Origin of the sequence: Anaerotruncus rubiinfantis (assembly GCF_900078395.1) — a bacterium.
Classification (GTDB): domain Bacteria; phylum Bacillota; class Clostridia; order Oscillospirales; family Ruminococcaceae; genus Anaerotruncus; species Anaerotruncus rubiinfantis.
Genome location: NZ_FKLA01000009.1, coordinates 461,036 through 481,637, shown reverse-complemented (window position 1 = coordinate 481,637; position 20,602 = coordinate 461,036). Strand labels below are relative to the sequence as shown.

The 20,602-nt window shown below is 55.4% G+C and carries 21 protein-coding genes; 6 read left to right on the top strand and 15 right to left on the bottom strand.

Going from position 1 to position 20,602, the window contains the following annotated elements:
* Nucleotides 1-161: 161 nt before the first annotated feature.
* The 6 genes from BN4275_RS17265 to BN4275_RS07715 form a co-directional block, all read right to left on the bottom strand.
* Nucleotides 162-302 carry a hypothetical protein gene (locus BN4275_RS17265; protein ID WP_154018848.1) on the bottom strand — a complete coding sequence of 47 codons (141 nt, stop codon included), beginning with the start codon at nucleotides 300-302 and terminating at the stop codon, nucleotides 162-164.
* Nucleotides 289-1,389: a C45 family autoproteolytic acyltransferase/hydrolase gene (locus BN4275_RS07730; protein ID WP_066456332.1), complete on the bottom strand. Its 1,101-nt coding sequence runs from the start codon at nucleotides 1,387-1,389 to the stop codon at nucleotides 289-291. The genes BN4275_RS17265 and BN4275_RS07730 overlap by 14 nt, the downstream gene beginning before the upstream one ends.
* A gap of 13 nt (nucleotides 1,390-1,402) precedes the next feature.
* Entirely contained in the window at nucleotides 1,403-2,341 is a 939-nt protein-coding gene (locus tag BN4275_RS07725) for a TRAP transporter large permease (protein WP_278276521.1), read from the bottom strand.
* Nucleotides 2,313-2,759, bottom strand: a complete 447-nt coding sequence (locus BN4275_RS17815) for a TRAP transporter large permease subunit (protein WP_278276520.1) — start codon at nucleotides 2,757-2,759, stop codon at nucleotides 2,313-2,315. The genes BN4275_RS07725 and BN4275_RS17815 overlap by 29 nt, the downstream gene beginning before the upstream one ends.
* Entirely contained in the window at nucleotides 2,756-3,304 is a 549-nt protein-coding gene (locus BN4275_RS07720; RefSeq protein ID WP_066456324.1) for a TRAP transporter small permease, read from the bottom strand. The genes BN4275_RS17815 and BN4275_RS07720 overlap by 4 nt, the downstream gene beginning before the upstream one ends.
* A 72-nt stretch (nucleotides 3,305-3,376) precedes the next feature.
* The gene (locus tag BN4275_RS07715) at nucleotides 3,377-4,504 is read right to left on the bottom strand and encodes a TRAP transporter substrate-binding protein (protein ID WP_079988149.1); all 1,128 of its coding nucleotides are present in this window, start codon (nucleotides 4,502-4,504) and stop codon (nucleotides 3,377-3,379) included.
* 189 nt (nucleotides 4,505-4,693) lie between these two features.
* Here BN4275_RS07715 and BN4275_RS07710 point away from each other — a divergent pair, with 189 nt between their 5' ends.
* Nucleotides 4,694-5,419, top strand: a complete 726-nt coding sequence (locus BN4275_RS07710) for a FadR/GntR family transcriptional regulator (RefSeq protein WP_066456320.1) — start codon at nucleotides 4,694-4,696, stop codon at nucleotides 5,417-5,419.
* Between the two features lie 48 nt (nucleotides 5,420-5,467).
* Here the strand turns inward: BN4275_RS07710 and BN4275_RS07705 are convergent, their stop codons facing one another.
* Nucleotides 5,468-6,631, bottom strand: a complete 1,164-nt coding sequence (locus tag BN4275_RS07705) for a M20 family metallopeptidase (protein WP_066456312.1) — start codon at nucleotides 6,629-6,631, stop codon at nucleotides 5,468-5,470.
* Between the two features lie 298 nt (nucleotides 6,632-6,929).
* On the opposite strand from BN4275_RS07705, the gene BN4275_RS07700 reads away from it, so the two are divergent.
* Nucleotides 6,930-7,637, top strand: coding sequence for a FadR/GntR family transcriptional regulator (locus BN4275_RS07700; protein ID WP_066456310.1), 708 nt, complete (start codon nucleotides 6,930-6,932; stop codon nucleotides 7,635-7,637).
* Nucleotides 7,638-7,738: 101 nt separating this feature from the next.
* Nucleotides 7,739-8,278, top strand: coding sequence for a methylated-DNA--[protein]-cysteine S-methyltransferase (locus tag BN4275_RS07695; protein WP_066460278.1), 540 nt, complete (start codon nucleotides 7,739-7,741; stop codon nucleotides 8,276-8,278).
* A gap of 96 nt (nucleotides 8,279-8,374) precedes the next feature.
* On the opposite strand, the gene BN4275_RS07690 is transcribed toward BN4275_RS07695, so the two are convergent.
* The 4 genes from BN4275_RS07690 to BN4275_RS07675 are packed head-to-tail and all read right to left on the bottom strand — an operon-like array spanning nucleotide 8,375 to nucleotide 12,711.
* Nucleotides 8,375-8,629: a (2Fe-2S) ferredoxin domain-containing protein gene (locus tag BN4275_RS07690; RefSeq protein ID WP_066456308.1), complete on the bottom strand. Its 255-nt coding sequence runs from the start codon at nucleotides 8,627-8,629 to the stop codon at nucleotides 8,375-8,377.
* An 11-nt stretch (nucleotides 8,630-8,640) separates the two neighbouring features.
* On the bottom strand, nucleotides 8,641-10,347 hold the full coding sequence (locus BN4275_RS07685; RefSeq protein WP_066456306.1) for a [FeFe] hydrogenase, group A: 1,707 nt from the start codon (nucleotides 10,345-10,347) through the stop codon (nucleotides 8,641-8,643).
* A 2-nt stretch (nucleotides 10,348-10,349) separates the two neighbouring features.
* Nucleotides 10,350-12,230, bottom strand: a complete 1,881-nt coding sequence (nuoF, locus tag BN4275_RS07680; RefSeq protein WP_066456303.1) for an NADH-quinone oxidoreductase subunit NuoF — start codon at nucleotides 12,228-12,230, stop codon at nucleotides 10,350-10,352.
* Nucleotides 12,223-12,711, bottom strand: coding sequence for an NADH-quinone oxidoreductase subunit NuoE family protein (locus BN4275_RS07675; protein WP_066456301.1), 489 nt, complete (start codon nucleotides 12,709-12,711; stop codon nucleotides 12,223-12,225). The genes nuoF and BN4275_RS07675 overlap by 8 nt, the downstream gene beginning before the upstream one ends.
* Before the next feature lie 316 nt (nucleotides 12,712-13,027).
* Between BN4275_RS07675 and BN4275_RS07670 the strand changes: the two genes are divergently transcribed.
* The 3 genes from BN4275_RS07670 to BN4275_RS07660 are packed head-to-tail and all read left to right on the top strand — an operon-like array spanning nucleotide 13,028 to nucleotide 16,130.
* The gene (locus tag BN4275_RS07670) at nucleotides 13,028-13,273 is read left to right on the top strand and encodes a (2Fe-2S) ferredoxin domain-containing protein (RefSeq protein ID WP_066456298.1); all 246 of its coding nucleotides are present in this window, start codon (nucleotides 13,028-13,030) and stop codon (nucleotides 13,271-13,273) included.
* A gap of 5 nt (nucleotides 13,274-13,278) precedes the next feature.
* Nucleotides 13,279-14,961, top strand: a complete 1,683-nt coding sequence (locus BN4275_RS07665) for a [Fe-Fe] hydrogenase large subunit C-terminal domain-containing protein (protein WP_066456295.1) — start codon at nucleotides 13,279-13,281, stop codon at nucleotides 14,959-14,961.
* On the top strand, nucleotides 14,958-16,130 hold the full coding sequence (locus BN4275_RS07660) for a PP2C family protein-serine/threonine phosphatase (protein WP_066456293.1): 1,173 nt from the start codon (nucleotides 14,958-14,960) through the stop codon (nucleotides 16,128-16,130). The genes BN4275_RS07665 and BN4275_RS07660 overlap by 4 nt, the downstream gene beginning before the upstream one ends.
* A 205-nt stretch (nucleotides 16,131-16,335) precedes the next feature.
* On the opposite strand, the gene BN4275_RS07655 is transcribed toward BN4275_RS07660, so the two are convergent.
* From BN4275_RS07655 to dctP, 4 genes are all read right to left on the bottom strand, one after another.
* Entirely contained in the window at nucleotides 16,336-17,565 is a 1,230-nt protein-coding gene (locus BN4275_RS07655; RefSeq protein WP_066456291.1) for an amidohydrolase family protein, read from the bottom strand.
* Nucleotides 17,566-17,608: 43 nt separating this feature from the next.
* Nucleotides 17,609-18,877, bottom strand: a complete 1,269-nt coding sequence (locus tag BN4275_RS07650) for a TRAP transporter large permease (protein ID WP_066456289.1) — start codon at nucleotides 18,875-18,877, stop codon at nucleotides 17,609-17,611.
* Nucleotides 18,868-19,365: a TRAP transporter small permease gene (locus tag BN4275_RS07645; protein ID WP_066456286.1), complete on the bottom strand. Its 498-nt coding sequence runs from the start codon at nucleotides 19,363-19,365 to the stop codon at nucleotides 18,868-18,870. Before BN4275_RS07645 ends, BN4275_RS07650 begins: the two co-directional genes overlap by 10 nt.
* An 82-nt stretch (nucleotides 19,366-19,447) precedes the next feature.
* The gene (gene dctP / locus BN4275_RS07640; protein ID WP_079988148.1) at nucleotides 19,448-20,533 is read right to left on the bottom strand and encodes a TRAP transporter substrate-binding protein DctP; all 1,086 of its coding nucleotides are present in this window, start codon (nucleotides 20,531-20,533) and stop codon (nucleotides 19,448-19,450) included.
* Nucleotides 20,534-20,602 lie beyond the last annotated feature (69 nt).

Genomic DNA, 20,602 nt, shown 5'->3' with positions numbered 1-20,602 from the left:
CGTTACCACTATGATACAGGAAGATGATCGATTTGTAAATTGGATTGTGCTCCTTTTTATTAGAAGGGAGCCATAAAGAAAAGCCGCCGTTTCCGGCGGCTTTTTCCCCTGCGGGCACAGGGAAATATGGAGGTTGTTTCTGGCGGATAAAAGCAGGCCGTTCAGAAAAGCAGTCTTTCGGTCAGGCGTTCAAGGACATCCGTCGTCTGGAACACCTGCTCGCAGTCCGCCCATTCGTCCGCCTTATGGCAGACGCCGAGCGGCCCCGGCCCAAAGGGAACACAGTTTTCATTGGCCGCCATCTTTCAGCAAAACCGTTTCAAACGGGGTGTTGCAGGGGTGCTTAGGGCAGATGTGCAGCGTCAGATTGGTCAGATCCATCACAATGGCAAATACGGTGGACATCGAAAGGCCGCCCATTTCGTCCCCTTCGTGCCGGCAGATTGCAAACGGCGCCCCCGCATGGTCCGCGAACGCTGTTTTAAGGTCCTGTACGCCGATTGGCCCCTCGACGGCGCGAACCAGCTTATCAAGCCGCCCGAGCCGGTGGAAGCTGTTCGGCATGGAACGCTTGAGCGTGTCGTGATACGGTGCGCGCGGCAGACGCAGGCTGGTAAAATGATTGGTGTGAACCAGGATTCCATCCCTGGGATAGAGCACATCGAAATCGTCGTTCGCGACTTCCACATCGAGCGCCTCTCCATCCCTGTGCGCGATCAGGAAGTTGGCGCAGCAGCCGAGCTTCTCCCGCACAGCGGCCCGGACCGCGTCGTTGAGGTTTTGGGAATCCAGGATGCCGCGCAACGCGATGTGAAGCGGCACGCCGGAGGGCGCCGCGTCGACCGACAGCGCGTTCAGGCAGACGCCAAGCCCGGCGGAGTTGCATCCAATCTTTCCGATGATGCCCGCTTCGGTCATCATGCAGATGTCCGGCTTCCCATTTTCCTGATGGATCCGCAGCAGGATCAGCGCCTGCCGAATGGACATTTTCCAGTCCCAATTCTGCCCGATTAGCGTAACCCCACCCGCGGTGCGCTCCGGTGTGACCGCAACCGAGGTGCAGCCGTCTGATACAAGCGATCCGCCCTGCAGCACCAGCTCGCTGCGCACATTAAGCGCCAGAATTTCCCAAAACTGCACCCCCGCGCCGTCCGCGATCCCCTGCATCTCCGCAAGATAATCCGGATTGTAGTTTTCAATACAGGGGACAAAGCTTTCCGCAATCTTCTGGGTCTGTTCCCAGGAGATGCCGGAATAATCCCAGAACATCTCCCGATAGGTCGCCAAGCTCACCGCGATTCGCTCCTTCGCGCCGCTTCCGTGAGCATAGCCGATCTGATAAGGTGTTCCGGCTGCGGTAATACATGGGATTTCGCCAATCGTTTTCATGTTGTTGTCTCCTTTAACCGTATAATAGATTGGGTAAGAACATGACGATCTGTGGAAATACAATAAAGACCGTCAATGTCAGAATCAACGCAAGCAGGAATGGAATGGCATCCCGCATGATGGCGCCCAGCGGCGCGCCGCTGATCGTCTGGCCCACGAAAAGGTTTACGCCGACCGGCGGGGTAAGCATGCCGATACAGAGGTTGATGGTCATGATGATGCCGAAATAAACCGCATCATAACCGAGCATCTGAACCAGCGGCCAGAACAGCGGGGCAAACAGCAGGATGTTCGAGGTCGTATCGATGAACATACCGGTGATGAGCAAAAACACATTCACAAAGAGCATGATGATGACCGGGTTTTCGGTCGCGGACATGATGAACGCCGCGATCGTCTGCGGAATCTTGCCGAGCGTCAGGATACGGCCGAAGGTGTTCGCGCCGCCCAGCAGGATGACCGCAACAGCGGTCAGCTCGGTCGCGTTGAGCAGCGCGGTGCGCAGCTTCTTCCAGTCGAGCTCTTTATAAATGAACTTTCCGACAAAGACCGAGTACATGACGCCCACAGCAGCCGCCTCGGTCGGTGTGAACACGCCGCCGTAGATGCCGCCCAGGACGATAACCGGCATAATCAGCGCCCAGACCGAGTCATCGATCCTAAAGCCCTTTTTCCCGGAAGTCTCGCCGTATTTTTCGGCAAGCGCGGCCTTGCTGAGTCCAAGATAACCGCGCTTCTTGGCAAAGAAATAGTTAAGGACCATCAATACAATTGCAATGATGATGCCCGGTATGACGCCCGCGATAAACAGTTCGCCCACCGACGCGCCGATGGTCACGCCATAGACGATCATTGGGATACTCGGCGGTATGATCGGCCCGATAACCGCGGCGGCGGAGACAAGTGCCGCGCAGTATGCCGTATCATAGCCCTGTTTTTTCATTGCGGGCATCATGATTCCGCCGATCGCCGCGACCGTCGCCGGACCGGAGCCGCAAAGCGCCGCGAAAAACGATCGCCGCGACCGTCGCCGGACCGGAGCCGCAAAGCGCCGCGAAAAACGCCGACGCCGCGACCGCCGCCATGCCCAGGCCGCCCGGCATGCTGCCGGTCACCTTTTCGGCGCCCTTGACAATCCGCTTGGCAAGGCCGCAGCCCTCCATCAGCGAACCCATCAGGATAAAGAAGGGGATCGCCATCAGGGAGAAGGAATCCATTGCCGAAATCATCGACTGCGGAAGCAGGGTCGCCATCGGGGTATTGGGATAAAATGCCGCGAAGAACACCGTGCAGGTGACACAGAGCGAAACCGCGATCGGCACGGTCAGAAACAGGCATGCAAACAGCGTTCCCATCAGGACAGGAATCATGCCCGGTCACCTCCCTCGGCAGCTTTTACGGCTTCTTTTTCAGGCCCGGCGGGCGGCAGCCCCTTTCCAAAGGCCTGTTTGCAGTGCTTGATCAGCGTACCGATCATGCGGGTTGCAAAGCCAAACATGCCCAGCGCGCCAGGCAGATACATGATCCAGACCGGTACCGACGGCATGGCCGGGAAGGTCTGGTGGGTAGCAATCAGGTTGAGGGTCGTCTCAAAGATTTTCCAAGAGATATAATAGCCGAACAGGACCGAAACCAGGTCCCCGATCACGCGCACCGCAGCGCCGCCGCGCGGAGGCAGGAATGCGGGCAGCGCCTCCACCTTGAGGTGGCTGTCCCGGCGTACACAGATGCAGACGCCCGCGTAGCCGACCCAGATAAATAGCAGGCGGGTGGTCTGCTCCGCCCAGGAAGCGGTATAATTTAGGAAGAACCGGGTAAAGACGTTCATGCAGGTGATACAGGTCATGATGAAGAACAGGATGACCGCAAGGTTATCTTCAATCGCAATGAAGAACTTGTTGATCTTTGCAAGCACTGTTTTCCCTCCTTCGAATGGCCCTTGGGCATCGAAGGGACGCCCAAGGGCAAAGTCCCCATGAGCCAGCGGTCAGCTGTTCTGCGCGCGGAATTCTTCCGTCAGCGTGATGATCTTCTTGACATTCGGGTTCGACTCGGTGTATTTGTCGATCATCGGCTGCGCGGCCGCTTTGAAGGAGTCACGTTCCGCCTCGGTCAGTTCGATCACTTTGCAGTGCCCCGCATCGATCACATTCTGCTTGTTTGTAAGCTCGTCGTCAGTCGTGATCTGGCGCATATCCGCCTTTGCGGATTCAAACGCTTCATCCACCCAGCCGCGCTGCTCGTCTGTCAGGTTGTCATAGGTGGTTTTGGACATCATGATGTTTGTCGGGTCCATGATATGGCGGGTTTCCATCAGATAACCCTGCACCTCATGCAGCGCGCTGGTCCACATCTCGAGCCAGTGGTTATCCTGGCCGTCGACGACGCCCTGCTGCAGCGCGGTGTAAAGTTCGGAAAAAGCCATCGGGGTCGCGGAGCAGCCGATCAGGTTGAAGTGTTCCACATGCATCGGGCTTTCGATCACGCGCATTTTAAGCCCCTTCATGTCGGCCGGGCTGTGCGCCTCGACCTTGGTGGTGGACATATTGCGCCAGGAAGCGCCCACCCAGCCCAGGCAGTGCAGGCCCTGGTTTTCCAGGTCGCTGAGGATCTCGGTCCCGAACGGGTCGTCCAGGACGTACCAGCCTTCATCAAGCGAATCGAACAGGTACGGAACGTCAAAGCAGGTCAGCGCATCGGTGAATCCGCTGTACGGCGCATTCGCAAGGATCGCCATATCCAGCGCGCCCGCCTGCATCGATTCCACGATTTCGCGGGCGGTTCCCATGACGCTGTTGCCATAAACCTCAACCGTCATTTTGCCGCCGGAAACTTTTTCAATCTCCTCGCCCAGACGGACGAGCGTTTTGTGGGTGGAGGATTCCTCCGAAACAACATGGGCGGCCTTCAGCGCGAGTACAGTGCCATCGGCCGGGGCCGCAGACGCGGCCGGGCCGCGGCCGCAGACGCGGCCGGCGCGGCCGGCGTGCCGCTTGAAGCCGCTGGCGCGGCTGACGGAGCGGAACCGCTGCATCCGGCGAATAAAAAGAGAACCATGGTAAAGCACAGGGCGATCGTCAGCAGTTTTTTCATTATTTTCTCTCCTTTTTATCATAGTGTTCTTTGACTTCTTTGTCAAATAACGGTTGCACCTTCGGACTGAAAGTTTTCTTGCAGAAATACGGGAATCATGCTATACTAAGCACCGAAATGGGCGCCGCAGGTCGTTTTCCTGTCACATTCCGTACAATAGGAAGGCTTGCTCTTTTAAAAATATGTTCTGCAGAACGAAACGGAGACAAAAATGAAACCTGTTCTTAAAACAACGCTTGTGGACGAGATTGTCGCCAGCATCATGGAAGCGATTGAAAGCGGCGAGATGAAACCGGGCGAACGCTTCCCCAGCGAACGCGCGCTGGCCGAGCAGTGGAGCGTCAGCCGCACTGCCGTGCGGGAAGCGATGAAGGCACTTTCCTTTTCCGGCGTCCTCGAGATCCGCCCGGGCAGCGGCACCTACCTCAAAACGCAGCCGACGAAATCCACAAGCCCCAAATCTCCGCAAAGGACGTCCCCATCCTTCGACGGGCAGGACATGGAAGAGCGGGTGCAGGCCCGTATGATCCTCGAGCAGCAGATCACCCGGCTGGCCGCGCAGCATGCCACCCCGCAGGCAATCGCCGCAATTGAAAAGGCCTGTAAGCGGATCGAAAAATGCTGCGAGCAGAAAAATGTAAACGCCCTTTTAAAAGCTGATTACGCGTTCCATCAGGCGGTGGCCGCCGCCGCGCAAAACCATTACCTGCAGGAAGCCTATGAGCGTATCCTGCTGGCCGGCCCGGAATGGTTCGGCATCACCCGCCTGCCGTTCGAACAGCGCGCGGCGGATGCGCACAACCATTACGACATCTGCGACGCGATCAAAGCGAGGGACCCTGATCTGGCCTCCCAGATAGTGCTCCTGCACGAAGAATCGGTCTGGGAACGTTACAATTCCTACTATGAAAGTCCGCTTGAGACTTCCAAAATCTAATCTTCCCGCGATGGTTCCCGGTTTTCCGGGGATCATCGTTTTTTATGTTCAGAGCAAAATGCGCTGGGTCAGATCCTTGTATACTTCGAGGGACTGGATGACCGAGTCGCATTCAACATACTCATCCGCCTGGTGTTCATGCGCACCCGCCGCGCCGTAGGACATGCCGTTTTTGCATCCCGTGCTGCCGTCGATCACACCGCTGTCGGTATAACCGGTGAATACCAGCGGCTGCGGACGGGCGCCGGTGATTTTTTCACAGGAATCCTGCAGGCTTTTCAGCAGGAAGGAATCCTCGTTGATCTGCACATACGGGCGCTGCGCAATCACGCGATAGCTCCCGCTTGTGCCCGGAACACGCGCTGTCGCGGCTTCAATCGCATCCTCCACCAGCTTGATCGACCCTTCGTTTGTGAGCGGCGGAGCCAGGCGAACATCGATCTGGATGGCGCATCTGTCCGCGACGATGTTGGTGTTGAAACCGCCGTTGATTGTGCCGAAACAAACGGTATTGCGTCCCATGACCGGGTCCTCCGGATACGCGTCCAACCGGTTTTTGATCTCCAGGATCACTTCCGCCATCGCAACGATCGCATCGGCTCCCTTATAGGGCGTGCTGCCGTGGGCCGCCTTGCCTTTGGTGCTGATCTCAAACCAGGTTTTCCCCTTGTGCGCCATGTAAATCTCTCCGCTGGTTGGCTCGGTATCGAGCACCAGCGTCTGCCGGTCGGCCAGCCCAATCTCCACCAGGCGGTCCGCACCCTTCATTACATCCTCTTCATCCCCCGACCCGACAAAGGTAAAATCATATTTCGGCGTCAGGCCCTCTGCGCGGCATTTTTTCTCGAAATCACGGAAGGCGATCATCGCGCAGGCCAGCCCCGCTTTCATATCGAAGGCGCCGCGTCCATACATCTTTCCGTCGACGATCTCGGCGGCAAAGGGGTCTTTGGTCCAATCGCTTCCCACGGGCACTGTGTCCATATGGGCCACGTAAATCAGGTTGGGGTGCGCCTGTTTTCCCTTCAGGGTTGCCATCACATTAAAGCGGCCGGGTTCAAATTCATCGCGGACCACCTGCGCCTTGGTGTTTTGGGTGAGCCAATCGGCCACAAACCGGCTGATCTCGCCTTCAAAGGTCCCCACATTGGTGCTTTCAATCTGAACAAGCCGGCGGGTCAAGGCAATGACTTCCACATTTTCGTATCTCATACGTACCTCCTCTTCCGTTTTCGGGCAAATTTTATCAATTGATCTTATGGTAAGGTGGTTAGACCAATTGTTGCGATCAGTATATGGCTTTTCGAAGCATCCGTCAATACAATTTCATATGTTTTCTATAAATATGCTGAAATTTTTAAATTGTTTTTATGGATTTAGTCCAAATATTTCTCCTTTTTTCGAGCTTATTAATTTACTTCACAGAACATCTCTCTTGCGGTCTCATGCAAATAATGCTATACTAATTTAGAATATTTGCGCGATCTATCAAAGGAATGAGGATGTAACTATGCGGCCAGTGCTCAAAAAAACCATTGTAGATGAAATCGTCAACAGCGTGATGGATGCGATCCGTTCCGGCGAGATGAAACCGGGTGACCGTTTCCCGAGCGAACGTGCGCTGGCCGAGCAGTGGAGCGTCAGCCGCGCTTCCGTGCGTGAAGCAATGAAAGCTCTTTCCTATGCGAATATCATTGTTATAAAGCCCGGCGACGGCACCTATCTGACCCTCCACGACGCGGTCGGAAAAATGGGCTCGCCGCTGCTCTCTTCCACGCCTGATCCCAAGGATCTGACCGAGCGGGTCGAAGCCCGGATTATTCTGGAGCGCCACCTGGCGCGCCTGGCGACCGAACGCATTACGCCCAAAGCGCTCTCTGAGATGGAAAAGTCGCTGGATAAAATTGAAAAAGCGCGCCAGAAAAAAGATGTGGCTACGCTCATCGACGCGGATTACGAATTTCACCGCAAGATCGCTGAGGCTGCGCAGAGCCGCTATCTGCAGCAGGCGTACGACAACATCCTGCTAAGCGGCCCCGAATGGCTCGCGATCCGTGAGGAATCCTTTCAGCTGCGCGCCTCCACGGCGGACAACCATTGGGAAATTTTTGAGGCGATTAAAAGCGGCGATCCGGATGCAGCTGAGGAGAAGGTGTGTGAACACGGAAAAACCATTCTGTGGCGTTACCGGCGTTACATCAAACAGGATTCGGAATGACCGGATTTCCCCTGCCGAATACGGCGCTGGCCTTTCGGGCCGCCGCGTTGGCGGGATACTTGCCGCCGGTATTTGAATTTGATTGCAAAGGGGTCTTTGATCTGTTCTATTCCACAACATACCAATCTCCCGTGGGACTCCTTACCCTTGCGTGTGATGGGGAAAATTTGGCGGGCCTTTGGATGGAGGGCCAGAAGTACTTCGGAAATACCGTCCCGGAGCGCATGACAAAAAAGGCTGACCTGCCGGTATTGCGCGCCGCAAAAGACTGGCTGGACCGCTATTTTGCCGGGGAGAAGCCCGGGATTTCTGAACTCCCTCTGCGCCCTATCGGGGGAACCTTTCGTCAAGAGGTATGGAATATGCTGTGCGCAATCCCCTACGGAGAGGTGACCACCTACGGCGATATTGCCAAAAAAATGGCGGCTAAAATGGGCAGAAAAACGATGTCCAGCCAAGCGGTGGGCGGCGCTGTGGGACATAACCCCATCTCCATCATCATCCCCTGCCACCGGGTGGTAGGCGCCAGTGGAAGCCTGACCGGCTATGCTGGAGGCGTTGAAAAAAAGATCATGCTCCTGGAGCTGGAGGGCGTGGATATGTCCCGACTGTTTGCGCCTGTAAAAGGGAGCGCCTTATAATCCTTTCTCCAGGCATCACATCCAGGAAATGAAAAAGCGCGGGTGCGCCCCCATGCCTATAGAAAAACCCCGGTCACATGTGACCGGGGTTTTGTTTTATGCCTGCAGGCGAGGCAGCACCTCGTTGTCAAAGAAGCGCTTCACCTGCTTGGGATCCACGCTCAGCACCTGATCCTCGTCCTCAAACTTCGCGGATACGGCTCCCGCGCAGTTTCCAAAACAGAACGCGGCTTTGATCTCAATCTGTTCAGCCAGATCATGATCCGAAACCAGCTCCTGCAAGTCACTGATCACATTGTAAGAGCCTTTCAAGTAGCAGGCGCTTCCCACACACACTTCCAATACGCGCATTTGGCTTCCTCCTATTCTTCCGATCCACCCTGATAGTGGACGTGGAGCAGTTCGTGCCGGTTTTTGCGCAGCACCCCGTTATAGAGCGCCATGATCATCGGATTTTCCTCCGAACGCTTGATCTGGGACTGCTGGTCAACACTGTAAATGCCCTTCGCGCGCTCCTCGCGCTGTTTTGTAAAGCCAAGCGGCTGCCCGGCGCCGCCGATGCATCCGCCCGGACACGCCATAACTTCCACCAGGTGATAGGAGGCTTCCCCGCTTTCGATCTTCCCGATGAGTTCCTGTGCTTTTCCAAGCCCGTTTACAACGGCGATCTTAATCTCCTGGCCATCGACTGTAATTGCGGCCTCCTTGACAGCCTCCATGCCGCGCACGCCGCAAAATTCAATTTCCCGCAGGGTATTGGAATCCTTTTGTTCGGCGCAGCGGCGGATGACCGCCTCGGCCACGCCGCCGGTGGCGCCAAAGATAACGCCCGCTCCACTGCCAAGCCCGAACGGCATATCCGGGGACTCGCTTTCAATTTCGTCAAAGACGATGCCATTTTCTTTGATCATCGTGCTGACCTCCTGGGTGGTCAGCACATAGTCGACATCCACAAGGCCCGCCCGGACAAATTCGCTGCGGGCGGCTTCGGATTTTTTGGCGGTGCAGGGCATGATCGCAATGACCACCGTTTCCTTGCCGTCGACAGCCTGCATCGATTTATAGTGCTCTTTGAGCACCGCGCCGAACATCTCCATCGGGGATTTGCAGGAGGAGATGTTTGTGAGATATTCCGGTTTGCGTTTCTCGACGTAGCGCACCCACGCCGGGCAGCAGGAGGTGAACATTGGGAACGGGCCGCCCGTTTCGATCCGCTTGAGGAATTCGCTGGCCTCCTCCATGACTGTAAGGTCCGCGCCGAGGGTGGTATCAAAGACATAGTCCACACCCATCAGCTTGAGCGCCGCGACCAGTTTGCCCATGACATTTTCACCCGGCGCGAGGCCGAATTCTTCTCCGATTGCAACGCGCACCGCGGGCGCGATCTGCACGACGACCCGCTTCTCCGGGTCCTGGATCGCCTTCCAGGCGCGGCCAATGTCGCCCTTGATCGTGATGGCGCCGGTCGGACAAACCGCCGCGCACTGGCCGCAGCCCACACAGTCGGTTTCCCCAATTTCACGCCCGAACGCAGGCATGATCCGCAGATTGGAGCCGCGGTGGGCAAAATCTATGACGCCCATCCCCTGCACCTCGCTGCACATGCGCACACAGTCGCCGCAGAGGATGCATTTATTCGGATCGCGCAGGATGGATTTGCTCGAACGGTCGAGCTCCATTTTCTCACGGGTATCTTCAAAGCGGATGCGGCGGATACCGTACTGAAGCGAAAGCTCCTGCAGTTTGCATTTACCGTTCTTTTCGCAGACGGTGCAATCCCGGCAGTGGGCCGCGAGCAGCAGCTCGAGGATCATTTTACGGTGTTTTTGAAGCTTGGCGGTGTTGGTCCGGATTTTCATGCCGTCCCGCGGCTGCATCGAACAGGATGCCTCCACGCCGCCCCATTCGTTCTCCACAACACACATCCGGCAGGCGCCGTAAACCGAAAGTTCCGAATAATAGCAGAAGGTCGGGATTTCGATCCCCGCCTTGCGGATAACTGCCAATACGTTTTTCTCCCCGTCAAAGGCGACCCGCTTGCCGTCGATATACATGATTCCTTTGCTCATGGTTAAGCCTCCTTAATCGCCCCAAACGGGCAGGTATCCACGCAGGCGCCGCATTTGATGCATTTGTTCCGATCGATGACGAACGGTTCCTTGATCTTCCCGGTAATCGCGTTCACCGGGCAGCCGCGCGCGCATTTGCTGCAGCCTTTGCACTTTTCGGGATCGATCGTATAGACCTTCAGCGCCTGACAGTCGCCCGCGGGACAGCGCTTGTCGACGACATGGGCGAGATACTCGTCTTTGAAGTATTTGAGCGTAGACTGCACCGGGAACGCCGCGGTTTTTCCGAGCCCGCACAGTGCGGTCTTGGAGATGGTTTCGGCCAGCTCGTCAAGCAGGTCGAGATCCTCCGGCGTGCCGTTGCCGTGAACGATCCGTTCGAGGATTTCCAGCATCCGCTTGGTACCCTCGCGGCAGGGGACACATTTGCCGCAGGATTCGTTCTGGGTGAAATTCATGAAGAACCGGGAAACCTCGACCATGCAGGTCTTGTCATCCATGACGACCAGGCCGCCCGAGCCGACCATCGCGCCGACCTTTTTAAGCGAGTCGAAATCCATCGGCAGGTCGAGGTGTTCTTTCGTGAGACAGCCGCCGGACGGCCCGCCGATCTGCACCGCCTTGAAGTCGCGGCCATTTTTGACCCCGCCGCCGATATCAAAGATGACCTCGCGCAGGGTGGTGCCCATCGGCACCTCAATGAGCCCTGTGTTGTTGACATTGCCGGTGAGGGCGAACGCCTTGGTGCCCGGGCTGTTTTCGGGACCGATCGATTTGAACCAGTCCGCCCCGTTGAGGATAATCATCGGGACGTTGGCGAAGGTTTCCACATTGTTAAGGACGGTTGGCTTTCCAAAAAGCCCCTGTTCGACTGTGCGCGGGGGCTTGACGCGCGGCATGCCGCGGTTGCCCTCGATCGAAGCGGTCAGCGCGCTTCCTTCGCCGCAGACGAACGCGCCCGCGCCCTGGTTGATATGCAATTCGAAGCTGAAACCGGACCCCAGGATGTTTTCCCCGAGCAGGCCGAGTTCCTTGGCTTTTCGGATCGCGGTTTTGAGGCGGTTGACCGCCAACGGATATTCGGCGCGGACGTAGATGTAGCCTTCCTGTGCGCCGGTCGCGTAACCCGCGATCATCATGCCCTCAAGCATCTTGTGCGGGTCGCCCTCCATGATCGAACGGTCCATAAAAGCGCCCGGATCGCCTTCGTCGCCGTTGCAGACGACATATTTGACAGGCTCCTTCTGGCGGCGCACCTGTTCCCATTTGCGGCCGGTCGGGAACCCGCCGCCGCCGCGGCCGCGCAGATTCGATTCGGAGATCTGCTTGCAGATCTCCTCGCCGGTCATCGAGGAAAGCGCCTTTGCGAAAGCTTCATAGCCGCCTTTGGCGATGTATTCGAGCACGTCCTCCGCGTCGTTCTGTCCGCAGTTATGCAGCACGAGGCGGGTCTGTTTTTTATAAAACGGGATCTCATGCTGACTTGGATAGGTCCTGCCTTCCAGCTTATAAAGCAGGCGGTCGATCACCTCGTCGCCGATCACCGATTTTTCGATGATCTCTTCACAGTCGTCCGGTTTCACCTTGATGTAGAGCACGTCCAGCGGCTCGATCTTCAGCAGCGGGCCCATCTCGCAGAATCCATGGCAGCCGCTCTTTTTGAGCCCGATATTTTCGCCGTGGGGCTCGTGGCGCAGTTCGACACAGACGTCAAGCCCGCGCTCCTCACAGGCTTTTTTGATCCGGTCGTAAATGACCAGCGAACCGCCCGCGACGCAGCCGGTACCGGCACAGATGAGCACCTGTTTTTTCTGCATGCCGAGCGAACGCTGCGCAAACCCGCGCAGTTCAGAAAGCTCGGCGTATGTATTGACCTTAGGCATTTCCCGCGTCCTCCTCTTTGAGTTCTTTCAGCAGCTCCCGCGCTTTGTCCGGCGTCATGGCGGGATGAACTTTGTCGTTCACCGTCAAAACCGGCGCAAGCCCGCAGGCGCCCAGGCAGGAGACGGTTTCCACCGTAAAAACCTGGTCATCGGTGGTGTGTTTCTTATCCGAGAGGCCCAGTTCCTTGCGCAGCGCTTCCAGGATCGGAATCGACTTGCGCACATGGCAGGCGGTGCCGTCGCAGATGCGGATGACGTATTTGCCCTTTGGTTCAAGCGAAAAATTCTCGTAGAAGGTGGCGACGCTGTACACCTTCGCCACACCGATGCCCAGCCCCTTTGCAATGTACTCGAGAATATCGGGCGGCAGATAGCGGTATTCCGCCTGGATATCCTGCATGATCGCAATCAGGGCGGATTCCTTTTTTCCATGCGCCTGAAGAATTTCTTCAGCCTTGTCAAAATTGGTTGTGTTTCCCATATGGACCATCCTTCTTTACGTTTTCGTCGCACACGCCACGGTGCATCGGCAGAGGGGAGATTGATAAAATTGTAACAATCCAAAACAAGTTAAGTATACCATAGGCAACAACTTTTGGAAAGGCATTTTAGTTGGACTAATTGTAGAATTTTTCCCTTCTTTTTTGGGCAAAAAAACTGTTTTATCGGTCAATGGCTAATTCCCCCCGTTTTTGCAGATTTTCCTGGCCCGCAGAGATTGACAATTAATTAACACTCGTCGTATACTTAAAGCAATATTGACCAAATTTTGAATTGTCAGCCGGGAGGTTTACATTGTGAAAGTTCTAATCTGTATTGGCAGCGCCTGTCATGTCAACGGCTCCTACCGCGTCCGCGAACGTTTTGCCGAGCTGGTCCGGCAAAATCATCTCGAGGACCGCGTCCAGCTCGGGTCAAGCATCTGCCTGGGACATTGCGACCAGGGCGTCAGCATCCAGGTGGACGGCCGGCTCATCACCGGCGTCACGCCCGAAAACGCCGAAAGCGTCTTTGAAAATCACATTCTGAAGGAAGCGGGCTGAACCAGATGGAAATCCTGAAGCTGAAAAAAGCCAACTGCAAAAATTGCTATAAATGCGTCCGCGGCTGTCCAGTGAAGGCCATCGAAGTGAAAAACCACCAGGCACAGGTCATCCTGCAGGATTGTATCTACTGCGGCAATTGTATCCTGGTATGTCCACAGCAGGCCAAGGTGGTGCGCAGCGATATCCAAGCGGTCGAAAGCGCGATCGCAGGCGGCAAAACCGTCGTTGCAAGCGTAGCGCCCGCTTTTATCGCAAGCTATCCGGTCGACGGATTTGACGCCTTTGCGCAGGCGCTGCGCGCGCTGGGCTTTGCCGGCGCGCGGGAGACAGCCGAAGGGGCATATCTGGTGAAGTCCCGCTATGAACAGCTTGTGCGCGAACGCCGCGGTCAGCTGCTCATTTCTTCCTGCTGCCCGACGGTTGTAAAGCTCATCCAAACGCGTTTTCCCAAGGCTTTGCGGCATCTCGCGCCGGTTCTCTCTCCGATGCAGGCGCACGCCAAACTCCTGAAAACGCAGGACCCGGATGCGGTGGTCGTATTCATCGGGCCCTGCATCTCCAAGAAGGACGAATGCGAGCAATTCCCGGACGGAGCGGATTACGCGCTCACTTTTGATGAGCTGAACGACTGGATGCAGGCGCGCGGGATCTCCTTTCCATCCCTTTCCGCAGAAAGCGCCCCGCGCCGTTCCCGTTTCTTCCCGGAAAGCGGCGGCATTCTGAAGAGCATGGAACAGGAAAACGGCTGCCACTATCTTGCGGTGGACGGCCTGCAAAACTGCATGGAGGTGCTCGAAGAGATCGGAAAGGGCCGTCTTTCCGATTGTTTTGTCGAGATGAGCGCCTGCAGCGGCAGCTGTATCGGAGGGCCCTGCGCGGGCGGGAAAAAGGAGGCGCTCGCCTCGCGTATCCGGGTGGAGGCGTTTGCCGGCGGCGGACGGACAGATGATTTCGACCTGCCTGATTCCCCGGCGCTTGAAAAGAGCATCCCCGATCTGGAGGTGATCTGTATCCCGCCGAGCGAGCAGGAGATCACCGCGATCCTCCAGAAGATGGGCAAGCACCGTCCGGAGGACGAACTCAACTGCGGCACCTGCGGATATGCTACCTGCCGGGAAAAGGCGGCCGCGGTTCATTTTGGCCGGGCAGAGATCAGCATGTGCCTGCCCTATATGAAGGAACGCGCGGAGTCGGTCTCCCTCCAGGTGATTGACGCGGTTCCAAGCGCAATTGTCACGGTCAATACCGATCTCACCATACAGGAGCTCAACCGTGCGGCCGGAGCGGTTTTCGGCCTGCTTCGTCCACAGGAGCTGATCGGCGCGCCGGTTTCCCGCATTCTCAACGAGTTCGACTTTGTCAAGGCGATCACTTCGGAAAGCGGGCGCTTTTCCCAGAAAGTCTTCCTGCCCGAATATCAAAAATATCTGGAGCAGGAGTTCCTGTACGATAAGGGCATCGGAATCTGCATCTGTATCATGAAGGATGTCACCGAAGCCGAACTGGAAAACGAAAAAATCATGGACGTCAAGCTGAGCGCCGCGCGCATTACTGATGAGATCATTGAAAAGCAGCTGCGCACCGTTCATGAAATTGCTTCCCTGCTGGGTGAAACGGCCGCCGAGACCCAAGTGGCGCTGACCGACCTCAAGGAGGCAATTCTGCTGGAGGGGCACAGAAAATGAAGGATCTCTTCATGGAGGGCGGCTATGTCAGCATCAATAAACACGACCAGCCGGTCTGTGGCGATTTTTATACCACTGTCAAAACAGAAAACGGTACGACCATCGTACTTTCGGATGGGCTTGGCAGCGGAGTCAAAGCCAATATTCTCGCAACGCTGACCGCGAAAATCCTCAGTACGATGATGGCGCGCAAGCTGCCAATCTCCCAGTGTATCCGCACCATGGCCGACACCCTCCCGGTTTGCAAGGTGCGTAAAATGGCTTATTCGACCTTTACCATCCTGCAGCTGGATGACAACCGTACCGAAGCCTATCTCGCGCAGTTTGACAACCCGCCCGCAATCCTGCTGCGCGCGGGGAAAAACTTCGATTACGAGCGCAGCCGCCGGATTATCGGCGGCAAGGAGATTTCCGAAAGCGTCCTGCGGCTGGCAGCCGGAGACTTTCTTATCCTTTTTTCGGATGGGGTAACCAACGCGGGGCTCGGAAAAACGATGCTCGACGGCTGGCCGCGCGAAGATATTATCAAACATCTGGAGGACTGCTACGCGCCGGACCTCTCTCCACAGCGGATGGCCGCCACATTGGCCGAAGCCTGCATGGATCTCGATCTTGGCTCGCCGGACGACGACATCACCATCATCGTCTACAAGCTGCGGAAACGGCAGGCGGTCAACGTCCTCATCGGCCCGCCCGCGCATAGAGAGGATGACGAAAGCGTGATGCGCATGTTCTTTTCAAAGGAGGGACGGCATATTGTCTGCGGCGGCACCACCGCACAGGCGGCCAGCCGGTATCTGCGCGCGCCGGTTGTTCCGCTGCCGGATACCGGCACCGAGGAGATCCCCGCGGCCGCTTCGATCAAAGGCATCGACCTTGTGACCGAAGGGGTCATCACCCTTGGCAAAGTGCTCGAAATCGCACAGGAATACACCGCCGGAACCCGGGTGGCCTTTGAAATCAAGAACCGGACCGACGGCGCGTCGCTTCTCGCGCGGATGCTCTTCGAGGAGGCCACCGACATCAATCTTTTTGTGGGGCGCGCGGAAAACAAGGCCCACGAGCGGTTGGATGCAGAAATCGGTTTCCCCGCGAAAATGGGGATCATCAAACAGATTCAGGAGTGTCTGCTCCATATGGGTAAAAATGTTAAACTCAGCATGTGCTGAGCCGCTGCGCAGTCCGTGGGTTGAAAAATCGGTTTCAGGGCAAGCATCCACCCGAAATCTGTTCAGTGAGATGCGGATGGTCGTGTTTATTCATAAAATTTTAGAAGCTACAAAGGACCGGTCAGGGATCGTTCCCTGACCGGTCCTTTATCTGATTTCTCTAAAAGTCATCCCACCCCCGCGCCGGGGTCCAATAAACTGTATATCATACCATTGGCGCAGATTCAAGCAACCAACGAGGATTCATATGTTCCAGTGAGAGATTCGGCAAATGATAAATTAATCCATCTTTCATCACCCACATAACCCTGCGCAGGTTTTCGAGATTCTCGCTGGGGTCGGCCTCCAATACGACCAGATCGGCAAGCTTTCCTTCGGTGAGACTGCCAAGATACTGCTCCTGCCCGAGAATTTGTGCGCCATTCAGGGTTGCCGACCGCAGGCATTCCATTCGGCCCATGCCAAAACGGTGCATAAAAATCAGTTCGTCCACCAAATCCCCAAGAGAATCGGTGCCTGGGGCAATCAGCACATCCGCCTGCATCGCATTTTTCAATGCCGATTCAAAGCCTGGGCGTAAAATGAGATTTTCCCTTGCCCACTGTTCCCCTCGTTCAAAAGCGGGGCTCGATGTGTTTCGGTAGGCGCTGATGGTAGATACGAACGCTATGCCTTTTTCTTTCATCTGGCGAGCCTGTTTAAGTGTCAGAAAGGCCCCATGGTGGACGGCATCCACGCCGGCATTGATCACCCGTTGGAGTTCGAGCTCACCCATCACATGAACGGCAACTTTTTTCTGCCGCGCGTGTGCCTCGGTAACTGCTACAGAAATCAGTTCCTCGCTCATTTCCGCGCAGATGGGACCATCATTGCCGTCGACAACCGGTTCATGGGAACAGAGCAGCTTGATCCAGTCGACGCCCTGTTTAATCGTTCCGCGTACCGCCTTTACCATCTCTTCCGGAGTATCCACCTCTGCGGCCAGCTCATAGGCATGTCCGCCAGTCGTGGTAAAGTGCTGTCCTGAAATAAACATTCTGGGGCCAGGGATCACCCCGTTTTCAATCGCACTGCGCATCGAATAGCTCAGTCCGCAAAGGGAGCCCATCTCACAGATGGTTGTAATCCCACATTTGAGCGAGAAAAGTGCGGTACGCACACCGCGAATTCCAAGATCGGTGCCCTTCAGATTGGTGCAGGCGCCGCTCGGGCCGTAAAGCGGGCCGATCAGCCGTTTATAGGACTGATGCTCGTGCATATTGATTAGCCCCGGCATCACCCATCTGCCGTCCAGATCATAGGTTTCCTCCGCTTCGCAGCGAAGTTCACGGCCAATTTTACAAATCCTGTTCTTATCGATGAACAGGTCGAAACCCAGGAGTGTCTGCTTGTTGCAGACATCCACAAGATTGGCATTTTTCAAGAGGATTGACATGTTTGGAGCTCCTTTTTCATGATTTCGTTTCGGATGTGGAAGATCAGGCAACCAGTGCCGGCAACGCTGTAACCGTCCATGGGAAATAAGTGATAATCAGCAGCACGATCACCAATGCGGCCAGCTGTGGGATAAGATCCCGGAACATCCCTTTGAGCGGGAGCTGTGTGATTCCGCTGGTGACGAACAGACAGACCCCGAGTGGGGGGGTGCACATACCGATACTTAGATTTACTGCAATTACAACACCAAGATGGATTGGATCAATCCCGAAACTCTGCGCCATCGGCAAAAAGAGCGGCGAGAAGATCAGCACTGCACTGGTCGTATCGATGAAAGTGCCTGCAATCAGCAAGATCACATTGACCACCAGAAGGAACAGATATTTTGAATGGATGACTGAACTCATAAGTTCGGTGAGCCGGGCGGGAAGCATCTGCATGCTGATCACCCAAGTGAAGAGAGAGGCAAAGCCGACGACCAGCAGCACCATTCCGGTGGTTTTCGAGGCATCTATCAGCGACGCGAGAATCTCACGTAAAGGCAGGGTCTTGTAGATAAAGATGCCGATGAGCAGAGCATAAACCACTGCAATAGAAGCGGATTCGGTAGCAGTAAAAATACCGGACATAATTCCGCCCAGAATAATTACCGGAATGAGCAGCGCAAAAACAGCACTTTTAGCTGCTGTGAAAATCTCTTTTGCCGTCGCACGCTTCGGTCGTCCGATATAACCTCTTTTTTTTCCGACAAAGTAGCTAACAGCCATCAAGGAAACCCCCATCAGGATACCGGGGATGATCCCTCCAATGAAAAGCTTTGCCACCGAACAGCTTGCGATCACTCCGTAGATCAGTAGGGGAATGCTCGGCGGAATAATCGGACCAATCGAACTGGCCGTTGCCAGAAGCGAGGAGGTAAATCCCTTATCATAGCCTTTTTCTAACATGACCGGAATCATGATTCCGCCGATTGCTGCGGCAGCAGCCACCGCAGCGCCGGTCAGCGCCGCGAAAAACATACAGGCCAGCACGCTCACCATTGCCATACCGCTCGGCAAATGCCCCACAAGTGCGTCAGCAAAGCTGATCAGTCGGTCGGACATACCGCCCTTCATCATCAGAGACCCTGCCAGCGTAAAGAGCAGAACTGCAGTCAATGTGGTGCTATCGATCCCGGAAAAAAGCCGCTGGGTGACCATGTTCATCGATACGCCCATCTGAACGATCTGCACGGTGGATACAATTCCGAGCGCAAAGCCGATTGGCAGTCCGAGGAAAAAGACAATAAACAGAATGAGGATCATAAACATGCGCTTTCTCCTCCTTGCTTTTTACAAAGGTAGCAGAAGTTTTTGATGATCAATTGCAGATAGTAAAAGGTCATAATACCGGTACAAAGCGGAAGCGCCGCATAATAGACTGCCATTGAAATTGGCAGAAAAGGCGCGGACTGCCGAAGCCCCGATAGAGTATAGACGTAGCCAAATTTGGTAAGGACAGCGCAGAAAACCGTGACGACCGATAGGATCACTGTTTCACAGATCATGCGTTTGCGTACAGGCAGTAGCGAAAGGAGAATATCCAGATTGATGTGTTCGTTCTTTTTCGCGCAGTATGCTGCGCCGCTGAAAACTGCATAGATAAAGGACAAGCGCAAAACATCTGCGCTCCAGCCAATCGACATCTGCGCAACAAAGCGCGAAATAATCTGTATAAACGAAACGATCAGGACACTGGCGGTGCTGGCTGCCATAACCGCTTTCAAAAGGATATCCAATGCGAAATTCAGATATTTCATATTCTTACGCTCCTAAAAACAGCCGGGAAACAGAACGTCCTTCCAGCCTTGGAAGAGTGGAAGGACGAAACGCTCCTGTAATTTATGAATTTGCCGCAAGGAATTCCTGGACTTTCCCGATCAGCGAGGTGTCAAAAAGCGCCTTGACCGCTTCGGTTTCGCCGAAGTTCGCCGTCGCAGCCTTGAAGCTGTCGAGATCCGGATTTTCGACAATCTCCATACCGTTGTCCTTACAAATCTGCAAATATTCCGCGTCCTTCTGCTCAACGAGGCCGCGCTGCTCGGCGATTGCTTCATCAATACAGCTTGTAATCAGCTCTTTATCAGCATCTGAAAGCCCATTATAGAAATTGAGATTCATCAGAATCGCACCGGCGCAGTAGGTATGGCCGTCAAGAACGAGGTGCTTCTGAACCTCATAGAATTTCTGTGCGACGATCGTGCTCAGGGGATTTTCCTGTCCGTCCACAACGCCTTGCTGCAAAGCACCATACAGCTCATTGACTGCCAGCGGGGTCGGGGTGGAGCCAAGCCGTTCCATCAGCGTCTGCCAAGCGGGGGACTCCTGCACACGGATAACAAGGCCCTTCATATCCTCCGCTTTGGAGATGGCACGCTTGTTGTTGGTGAAATGCCGGAATCCCAGTTCAAAAAAGCCGAAATTGCGTAGCCCTTCCGATTCAAAGCCAGGCTCAAGGTAATCAAGCAGGAAGTTATCGGCGGCATTACGCGCCTCTTCGATCGATGTAAACAGGTAGGGCACCGTAAATATCTGGGTGTCCGGCACCCATGCCGGAGTCGCGCCGTCTGCTGCGACAACCGCCATCTCAATGCTGCCCATGATGGTTTGTTCGATCATTTCCCGCTCCGCGCCGAGTACGCTATTGGGAAAAACCTCCACTTGGATCCGACCATTGCTTTTTTCTTCAATTTTTTTCTCAATCATGCGCACACCCTGCACAAATACATGCTCCTCAGAACCGTTGAGGCCGATACGCAGGTTGAATTCCGCGCCTTTCGGCGCGTCGGACACAGACTCCGAAGCGCTAGAAGACGGGGCTGGGGAAGCTGGAAGCGTACTGGAGGAAGCGTTGCCACCGGAGCAGCCGGTCAAAACAAGAATCGCGATCAAAAGAACCGCGCAGGACATCTGAGTAAAATTCTTCATAAAAAGCTCCTTTCACTATCCGAAAGCGATTTGTCTTTTGCGTTGTTGGAAGGCTTTCACAGTGTCCCG